This window comes from Acinetobacter sp. GW821-FHT01C12, from assembly GCF_059422625.1.
Map to the genome: position 1 here is coordinate 183,936 of NZ_JBWKXD010000006.1, position 9,425 is coordinate 193,360.

General features: G+C 43.2%; 9 protein-coding genes and 1 pseudogene. All 10 read right to left on the reverse strand.

Going from position 1 to position 9,425, the window contains the following annotated elements:
- Positions 1 to 12: 12 nt before the first annotated feature.
- Positions 13 to 1,338 (reverse strand): carbohydrate porin, encoded by a 1,326-nt coding sequence (locus AC07WY_RS15095; RefSeq protein ID WP_494736628.1) that lies wholly within the window; start codon positions 1,336 to 1,338, stop codon positions 13 to 15.
- 17 nt (positions 1,339 to 1,355) lie between these two features.
- Positions 1,356 to 2,816 carry a right-handed parallel beta-helix repeat-containing protein gene (locus AC07WY_RS15100; protein ID WP_419334641.1) on the reverse strand — a complete coding sequence of 487 codons (1,461 nt, stop codon included), beginning with the start codon at positions 2,814 to 2,816 and terminating at the stop codon, positions 1,356 to 1,358.
- A 20-nt stretch (positions 2,817 to 2,836) separates the two neighbouring features.
- The gene (gene aroD / locus AC07WY_RS15105) at positions 2,837 to 3,616 is read right to left on the reverse strand and encodes a type I 3-dehydroquinate dehydratase (RefSeq protein WP_494736632.1); all 780 of its coding nucleotides are present in this window, start codon (positions 3,614 to 3,616) and stop codon (positions 2,837 to 2,839) included.
- Between the two features lie 264 nt (positions 3,617 to 3,880).
- The gene (gene pcaG, locus AC07WY_RS15110; protein ID WP_262085408.1) at positions 3,881 to 4,510 is read right to left on the reverse strand and encodes a protocatechuate 3,4-dioxygenase subunit alpha; all 630 of its coding nucleotides are present in this window, start codon (positions 4,508 to 4,510) and stop codon (positions 3,881 to 3,883) included.
- Positions 4,511 to 4,522: 12 nt separating this feature from the next.
- Positions 4,523 to 5,248, reverse strand: coding sequence for a protocatechuate 3,4-dioxygenase subunit beta (gene pcaH, locus AC07WY_RS15115; RefSeq protein ID WP_419334646.1), 726 nt, complete (start codon positions 5,246 to 5,248; stop codon positions 4,523 to 4,525).
- A gap of 10 nt (positions 5,249 to 5,258) precedes the next feature.
- The gene (pcaC, locus tag AC07WY_RS15120) at positions 5,259 to 5,672 is read right to left on the reverse strand and encodes a 4-carboxymuconolactone decarboxylase (protein ID WP_004722141.1); all 414 of its coding nucleotides are present in this window, start codon (positions 5,670 to 5,672) and stop codon (positions 5,259 to 5,261) included.
- 44 nt (positions 5,673 to 5,716) lie between these two features.
- Positions 5,717 to 7,069, reverse strand: coding sequence for a 4-hydroxybenzoate transporter PcaK (gene pcaK / locus AC07WY_RS15125; RefSeq protein ID WP_494736629.1), 1,353 nt, complete (start codon positions 7,067 to 7,069; stop codon positions 5,717 to 5,719).
- Between the two features lie 42 nt (positions 7,070 to 7,111).
- Positions 7,112 to 7,891 (reverse strand): 3-oxoadipate enol-lactonase, encoded by a 780-nt coding sequence (pcaD, locus tag AC07WY_RS15130; protein WP_494736633.1) that lies wholly within the window; start codon positions 7,889 to 7,891, stop codon positions 7,112 to 7,114.
- An 8-nt stretch (positions 7,892 to 7,899) separates the two neighbouring features.
- On the reverse strand, positions 7,900 to 9,258 hold the full coding sequence (gene pcaB, locus AC07WY_RS15135) for a 3-carboxy-cis,cis-muconate cycloisomerase (RefSeq protein ID WP_494736630.1): 1,359 nt from the start codon (positions 9,256 to 9,258) through the stop codon (positions 7,900 to 7,902).
- An 8-nt stretch (positions 9,259 to 9,266) separates the two neighbouring features.
- A pseudogene (locus AC07WY_RS15140) lies at positions 9,267 to 9,425 on the reverse strand (acetyl-CoA C-acyltransferase); the annotation flags it as partial.

Here is a 9,425-nt window from a genome sequence, read left to right on the forward strand (position 1 = left end):
CATACTCCTAGATTAGAAATTCACACGCATGCTCAAACCAGCAACCCATGCATCATCCACTTCTTTTACACCTGCAGGCTGATGGATATATTGTAGGTTTGGTCGTAGCATGATTGCAGGTGACCATTGATAGTTATAGTTCAATTCAACATTGAGCTCATCACGTTGCACAGGCACATAATCTGTTGCAAACCTATCGTACTGGTCATAACCACGGCTGTTATTGATGGCAATCTGACGATCTTTATAACGATCATTGACCATATAATTTGCAAGCCCAAATCCGATTGAATCATTAGGGCGACTGTCAAAAGGTCCTTTGTACCAGAGTGCAAGTTGTTGGGTACTTTGTACTGCCGTAGTGGCTTTATCATTAACAACTGCATTAAAGCTCACGAACAAACCACGTTTAGGGTCCTGCCCTTTTTGGCTCAGTTGTTGTTGTGCATTAAGCCAAAAACTATGTTTGCTATCATGTACCTTTCCTGCGATCGCAATATCATTGGCTTCAGCTGTCGAGTACAGCGCACCGACTTTATACTCGCCTGCTAAACCATCAAATACTGCTAGTTTTGGACGCCATGCCAGTTCTACTGGAATGGTGGCACCTTTAACATTGCGCATATCCAAGTTAAAACCATCATTTTTGCCAGTTTTAATGTTGTCAGGATTGACTTCATAAACACCGACACCGAGTGTCCACTCAGGTGCAAATTGGTACTTCACATTGGTTCCCCATAAACCTACGGGTAAGTTGTACCAAATTGAACCAATGGATTTGCCTAGTTGCCCACCACAAAGTAATAAGTTTTGGAACTCACATTGTGAACCATTAAAGTCATCCGACATGCCCATACGGCCAATCTTGAATTGAACTGTATTGTCAGCAAAGCCTTTTTTGACCCATGCTTGGGTCAGGCGCCAGATTTTGCCTCGTCCATAAATTTCTTGTGAATTGCCCAAAGCACCAGAACGTGGGTCTTTAATGCTTTCTAAAGTTAAAGCATTACCATCACGCTTGGTGATTAAGATATTGGCTGTAGTGTCTTTCCAGCCCGCGATTTTATTTAAATCAAAGTTAGCACCCAATGCCAATTGCGCTGCATTTTCAAAGCTGTTATTGTCGTGATAGCCACCGTCTAAATTGGTTGCAGCTTGGCTCATAATAGAGGCCGTAAATTTATAGCCGTCTTTTTCCAGTTGTTGGCGTTGTCCATTCCAATCGCCCAATAACCATTGACGATCTTGTGACCAAGCTTGCTCAGCAAAACTACTCTGAGCCATACACAGCGCAACGGCTAAACAACTCAGTTTGATCGATAATCCATTTGAACTCATATTAAGCATCCTTACTTTTATTTAAGTTTTACCGCTGAGCTAAGTTCAGATGTTGCACCTAGACGATCTGTGATATTTGCCGTGATCGATGCAACTTTCATTGTCGGTTTCCAAGTCACGCTTGCTGTGCCTTGGGCATTGGTTGCAACAGTGCTTGAGCCTAAATAAAACTCTGCTTCATTTGAGCTTGCTTGTGAGTTTCCAAAAAATTCAACTTGATAACGTTGATTTGGTTGTCCTTTTACTTCTACCGCAATTTGACCTTTTGCTAAGGTCAATTTAGGTGCTTGAATATTTTGATTTGGTTGTGGATTACAGCCTTGTTCATTGGGTTGCTGGCAGGTCTTTTGTAAGTTTGCTGGATCAATTTTTACACCATGACCACGTGAACCGACAAAGTGCGCATGTTCTAATCCTGGGATATCAAAAATGATTGCGCCTAATCGTTGATTTGGCACACAGCTTCCACCCGCTTCACAGCGTTTAATGTCTTTGCCATTATTCCAAATTTGATTTTTGGTTAATGTGATACGCGCATTGGCATCCTTTTCTGAACGAATCGCAACACCGACGCGGTTACCATGGACTTTATTGCTGTCAAAAATATTACCATCACCCGTCAGGTTAAAACCGTTGGAGTTATTGGTCAGTTCGTTATAGGCAATATAATTGCGTTTGCCCCAGTTGATCTGTAAACCATCTGAATAGTTTTCAAACTTGTTACCAATCACCGCATTGTCATTGCCCCATAAAATTTCAATACCTTGCGATGGCTCTGGATTTGCAGTGGTTGAAATAAAGTGGTTATTGGCAACCAAGTTAAATGCAGCACCACGGGTTAACTCAAGTCCATCACCATTGTCTTGGAAATAGTTATTCAGCACTTTGTTGTTATTGGTCGTTGTCGCAGTTGGATTACCTTTGCCATCATCCCCTGTCAACATCACCCCTGCACCACCATAGTTGTGCATAATACGGTTATTTTGGATCAGGTTATTGCTGGCGCGGTTCATCAAGATCCCTATACAAAAACGACGAATCTCTAACCCTTGAATGCTGACCCCATTGATGTCACGTAATACAATTCCCGGCAAAGTTGTAGTACGAACATTGGTTCCGAATTGCCCTTCAACAGCACCCGGACAAGCTTCAACGCCTGTACCTTTGATATAATTTGAGCCATCAATCGCGATAAACTCACCTGTTTTTGCCCACTGTGTACCGATGATTTTTACTGGTGCTTTAATTTCTGGCAGTGGGCTGTTGACCTTAATGGCATAAGGTGCTTGCCCAACTGCTTGAATCAAAATCTCACTGGCTTCACTCGGCTTGCTATTGGCTTGCTCAATCGCCCAGCGTAGTGAACCTTTTTCATGATCATCTTGATAACGGTCTACCACATAGCTTTCCGCCATTGCCAAACCAGAAACCGCTAAGCCAAGTGCCAATGTCGTTAAACGTAATGAAATCATTTTCATGTCTAAAAAATCCTTTTAATTTATGGTGTTGGTTGAACGGTTTTTAATAACTGTTTGAGTTGGGTCACATCAATTTGACCGGGCGCAGAAGCCTCACCGATCATGCCGAAACTAAAGCTGCCGCCCATATTGGCTGTGGCAATTCGAGAAATCGTCCCAAGTTTCCCCATCGACATGGTGAGCAATGGTTTTTTAGATTGTTGGCTGACTTTTAAAGTGGCATTCATCAAAGTAAATACATCTTGTTTGCTTTGTGGCATCACTGCGATTTTCAGAATATCTGCGCCAAGCTGATCTTGTTTAAGCAAGCGTTGAACGATTTCTGCTTCATCAGGGGTCTTTTTAAAGTCGTGATTGGACATCACAATCAATACTTTTTTTTCATGTGCCAATTTAACGGTGCTTTTCACCACTTGCGGATCTCGGAACATTTCCACATCCAGCATGTCCATAAAGGGTTGGCGTAAATAGGCTTGATAAGTTTTGCCATAATCCGCATCGCTGATGGTCAGTTGCCCGCCTTCATTATGGGTACGAATGGTGGCGATCACGGGTTTAGACCCTAAAATCTGTTTAAGCTCATGTCCTAAAGCGATCACTTGCTTAGTGTCACTGGCAAAGTTGAGCAGATCTATGCGGAACTCGGCTAAATCTGCATCTGGATTATTGGCAATGATTTTTGCCTGTGCTAAAGCTTGTTCTTTGGTTTTTGCTGTAATCGGGACAATGGTTTTTACTGGGAGTTTTGCCAGTTCTGTGAGCTCAACTGGACTTTGTGAAACAGATTGTGCCTGTATCATTTGAAGGGGCAATATGGGGCTAAGTGCAAGCATCAATGCTGCAAATTTTTGTAGTTTCATTTTTCATCTTCCTTAATAAATTATCCGTTTGTATATCGCGATTTCATTTAAGTGCTTTTCATCGATCTTAATTCCTCCAAATCCCTCTCTTGCGGAACTTCAATCGTTCCTTAGCTTTTAAAAAGAGCGAAGTATCGCGAATCTCAAGACTTAGATGATTTCAAAGCAAGACCTCTCTTTCAAAAAGAGAGATCTTGAGGATTGTTAAATATCAAAAAATACCGTTTCCTCTTCACCTTGAATGCGAATATCAAAGCGATATACGATTTCACCATCGACTTCACTGCGTTTTGCAATCAGGGTTTGGCGGCGGACTGCCCACTCAATACTGTTGAGTACAGGATCATTGGTATTTGCTTCGACTTCATCGTCAAAATAAATACGGGTATGCAAACCAATGTTGATTCCACGAGCAAATAGTGCGACTGCAATATGCGGTGCTTGAGTTGAGCCTTTACGCCCTGCTACAGTCCCCGGTTTAATGGTGTCAAAACTCCAAAAACCTGTTTCAAAATTTGCGCCTGTACGCCCCCAGCCCTGAAAATGAGCATCAGCAGTTTTGCCTTGGGTATCGGCCTGACTTGGATAAACTCCATTGGCATCGGCTTGCCAGATTTCCAACAATACATCTCTTAATGGTAAACCCAGTCCATCAAACACTTGACCTTCAATACGGATGCGTTGGCCTTGGGTGTGTTCCTTCACCAACTGGTTATCGAAGCTATGTTCAAATACTTCAATATTGGCTTGTTGTGGCAATAAACCGATATGTACATAAGGACCACCTGTTTGTGATGGGGTTTCCTTAATTTCCTGAAAATTCCATGCATTCATTGTCTGAGTTCCTTAAGTCAAATCATTTTCAAAATAAGTCGCACGACGACCACGCAGATGAATATCAAAGCGGTAACAACGACTATCTGATTCAATGAAATTGTTTTTATCTTCTAATGCGATCAAGGCACGACGCTGATCTTCAGATGGAATGGTTTTTAAAATCGGGCAAGTATCTATCAGGGTATCGCCCTCAAAATAGAACTGTGAAATCAAACGTTGTGCCCAACCATCTGCAATCAGTGAAAAATGGATATGTGCTGGACGCCATTCATTGATTCGGTTACGCCAAGGATATGGCCCCGGTTTAATGGTACGGAAAATATAAAAACCATTTTCATCAGTTAAGGTACGACCACAGCCACCAAAGTTAGGATCCATTGCGCCAATAAATTTGTCATTTGGATGGCGATAACGACCTGATGCGTTGGCTTGCCAAACTTCCAATAAGGCGTTTTTTACAGGGCGACCAAACTGGTCACGTACATAACCATGCACAATAATTCGCTCACCGACTGGGAGCCCTTCTTGGGCATAGTTCAAAATCAAATCATTGTCTTTTGCACCAAAAATTTCAGGTGAAAAATGCGGTGAGGTTACTTCAGTTAATGTTTCATTAATTGAGATCAATGCATTTTTGGGCGAGCGTAATACACTGGTTTTATAGCCTGGTGTATATGCTGGCGGGTGATCTTCTGTATTCCGTTGTGGATATGCACCCAATGTATGACTTAACATGCCTATCTCCTTAATCCTGTTGTTGTGCAGCGACAGGTTGCACTTCTATTCCGAGTTCTTTAAAAACATCTTCAGCCATGTGCATTGCTGCATTTGCGGCTGGTAGTCCTGCATACAATGAGCTGTGTAAAATCAGTTCTTTGAGTTCGTCCTTGGTAACACCATTGTTAAAGCAAGCACGTAGATGCATTCTGAGTTCATCTTCTCGTCCCAATGCCAATAAGATGGCAATGGTGACTAAACTGCGGGTATGCCGTGGTAAACCTTCACGTGACCACACCTCACCCCAAGCAAAACGACTAATAAAGTTTTGAAAATCTTGGTTAAAGTCATTCAAATTTTCTAAAGAACGACCGACATGTTTTTCACCCAATACTTCGGTGCGGACCTGTAGTCCTTGTTGGTAACGTTGTTCATCATTCATGGAAATTGTCCCTCTTTATGATCTTATTTCTGATCTTGAGAAAGTTAGCTTGCATCGGTATGCGCCACTAAGGATTTAACAAAAATCGCCACAGCCGCAGCGGTTGCAGGAATCATCAATAAGCTTAAAATTGCGGTAAAAGACCAATCATTGCCGAGTAAAACAGCACCAATCCAAGCACCAAACACTGCGCCAAAACGACCGATCCCTGTCATCCATGCCACGCCAGTTGCACGACATTGAGTTGGGTAAAAACGGGCACTTAACGCTGGCATTGCAGATTGCGCACCATTGATTGCGACACCAGCACATAGCACCAAAATGGCCAATAATGTTGGGTTGCTAAGGCTTTGACCTACGGCAACAGCAAATAAGCCTGCGATAAAATAGAATGCTGAGATAATGCGGTTTGGGTTAAAACGATCCATTGCCCAACCAATAAATAACGCACTCAACACACCACCAAACTGGAATAGACCGCCAATAAATGCTGCGCGTTCCATAGTTGCGCCGGTTTCACGCATCAAAGTTGGTAACCAACTGGTCAGTAGATAAATCACCACCAAGCCCATAAAGTAGGTTGACCATAACAACACTGTGCCTTTGGCAAATTTTTGCGAAAACAACATGCCAAATACATTTTTCTTTTGTGCCACAGCAGACTGTTCTTCTGGGATATAAAAGCTGTCAGCAAGCTGTACTTTTTCAGGTGCAATATGGCTCAGGATTTTGCGAACTTTTGCAGCATCTCGACCTTTAACAATCAAGAAGCGATATGACTCAGGTAACAGTACAATTACCAACAGCATCAGGATCAACGGTGAAATACCACCGAGCAAAAATAAGCTGTGCCATCCAAAGGCAGGAATCAGCCAACTACTGACAAAACCGCCTGTTGCCATACCCAAGTTGTAGCCACAAAACATACAAGTCACGAGCAGTGAACGAACACGATTTGGGCAGTATTCTGAAAACAATGTGGTGGCATTTGGCATTGCTGCGCCTAGGCCAATACCGGTTAAAAAGCGCAGTACAACCAAACTGTCTAAGTTTGGCGCATAAGCTGATGCCAAGGTAAAACCACCAAAGATCAACATTGAAATAGTTAATACAATCTTGCGTCCAAAACGATCCGCAGTAGGTCCTGAAACCAATGCACCAATGATCATTCCACCCAGTGCTGCACTCATCACAGGTCCAAGTTGAGAGCGATCAATCCCCCAATCCTGTGCCAGAGCTGGTGCAATAAAGCCCATTGCAGCCGTATCGATTCCATCAACAAATACAATCAGAAAACAAATGATTGCAATCATCCATTGATACTTGCTGATCGGTGCATCATTAATGAGTGCCTGAGCATCCATACTGTTTTTTGGGGCAGCAAATTCCTGTGCCATAGTTGCCTCCTTGTAGGCGAATTCCTTTCTAACCCTAGACGGTTATATGTTCTGAATAAACTTGGACAATGCCTGATTGAACACTTGTGGTTGTTCAATATTGGACAAATGAGAAGCTGCCAAGATTTCAAGTTGACTGGTTGGAATGGATTGATGCATAAATTCTGCATCCTGAACCGTCGTTACAGGGTCATATTGACCTGCGATAATTAAAGTTGGGATTTGAATTTGATTGAGCTGATCTCGAACATCAGCATCTGCCAATGCTCGACAGGCATTGGCATAACCTTGTGCAGGCGTCACCGCTAAACTTTGAATGGTTTTTTGAGCAAGCACATCATGGGCATAATCAAAATGCCCACTAAACCAGCGTGTATGTGTAGTTTTAACAATTTCAGCCAACCCATCTTGCTCTACGCTATCGGCACGGGTATTCCATGCTTCAGCTGTACCAATTTTGGCGGCCGAGTTCGCCACGGTGATGCTATAAAAGCGTTCTGGGTATTCAATTGCCAATGTGAGTGCAGTGATGCCACCCATTGAAATTCCACAAAAATGTGCTTTTTCAACATGTAATGTATCTAAGATATCAATCACATCGTCGGCAAAGTTTTGTAGCGTGCTGTTGGCAATCACATCACTTACACCATGCCCACGGGTATCATAAGTAATGATTTGATAATGTTGCGCCAAAGTATCTACTTGTGCTTGCCACATACCATGATCTGTTCCGAGTGAGTTAGAAAACATAATCACGGGGGCATCTTTTACGCCTTGAACTTGTACAGCAAGTTGATGACCTTGACGATTGTTGATTTTCATACTGGCTTTCATGATTTAGACACTCCTTGTGCTGCTTGTAGTACGGCATCAATTTGTGCCTGAATATTGCCCAAGTAAGCGGCTGGTTTAAAAATCTCATCTAGCGCCTGTGTACTTAGATGGACATTCACTTCAGCCATTGCTGACAATACTGTTTTTAAATGCTGCTGCTGTGCGATGGCTTGCTGACAAGCTTGCTCAACCAAATGATGTGCATTTAAACGTCCAATTTTAGCTGCCAATGCCATCATTGCCGCTTCCGCCATGATCAAGCCCTGAGTACACTCAAGGTTGCGTTGCATGGCTTCTGGATCGACTTGCATATGTTCAAGCACATCTGTCGTGCGTTCTAAAGCGCCTGCGCACAACTGGAAAATTTCAGGAATCACTAACCATTCTGCATGCCAAGTGCCTAAAGCACGCTCATGTTCTTGCAACATGTTTTGGTAGACACTTGCCATTAATGCAGGCACACGGTTGGCTGCTGCAAGTACGCAAGCGGCTGCAACTGGATTACGTTTGTGTGGCATGGTGGATGAGCCACCACGACCTTTTGCAGTGGGTTCAAAGACTTCAGCAATTTCAGTTTGCATCAGCAAAGACCAATCTTTTGCCATCTTGCCAACATTGCCGACGATCAGGGCAAGTACGCTAGCGATTTCAACGATACGGTCACGCTCACCGTGCCATGTACACTCAGGAGAGGTTAAATTCAATGCCGCAGCATAGGCTTTAACCACAGCTGAACCTTGATCTTGTAATGATGCTAATGAACCCACGGCCCCACCAAGTTGAGCAGTAAGCACGCGGTTTTTCATCTCGCCTAGACGATCGAGATCACGCTTAAATGCCGCAGCCCAACGTGCAAATTTATGCCCTAAAGTAATTGGTAAGGCTTGTTGCAACCAAGTGCGACCAATCATGACTTGAGCACGATACTGTTGTGCTTGGTCTAATGAAACTTGATAAGCCTGTTGTAATTGTTTTTCGATCAGCCCTAATGCATCACGGCATTGTAAAATCGTGGCTGTATCAATAATATCTTGGCTGGTTGCGCCCCAATGCACATAACGCGCTGTGTCTTCATCCTGTTGTTTTACTATCGCAGTAAATTGCTTTACGAAAGGAATCGCAATATTTCCCGCAAGTGCTGTGGCAGTTGCCAATGCTTCAAAATCAATTTTTGCTAGGGCCTGTTGTCCAACTTGTTCAATAATGCTGGATGCAGATGGTGGAATCACACCCACTTGCGCCTGTGCTTTTGCCAAAGCCACTTCGGCTTGGATCATATAACCCAATAAGGCATGATCGCTAAAGATTGCTGTGACATCAGGCTGATAAAATAAGCTGGCGTATAACTGGCTCATCAGATACCTCACTCAACACGTTGAATAATTAATGCGATACCTTGTCCCACCCCAATACACATTGAACATAGAGCATATTCACCCTTGATTTGTTCAAGTTGATTTAAGGCTGTGGTCACCAGTCTGGCACCTGATGCACCCAAAGGATGACCTAAAGCAATCGCCCC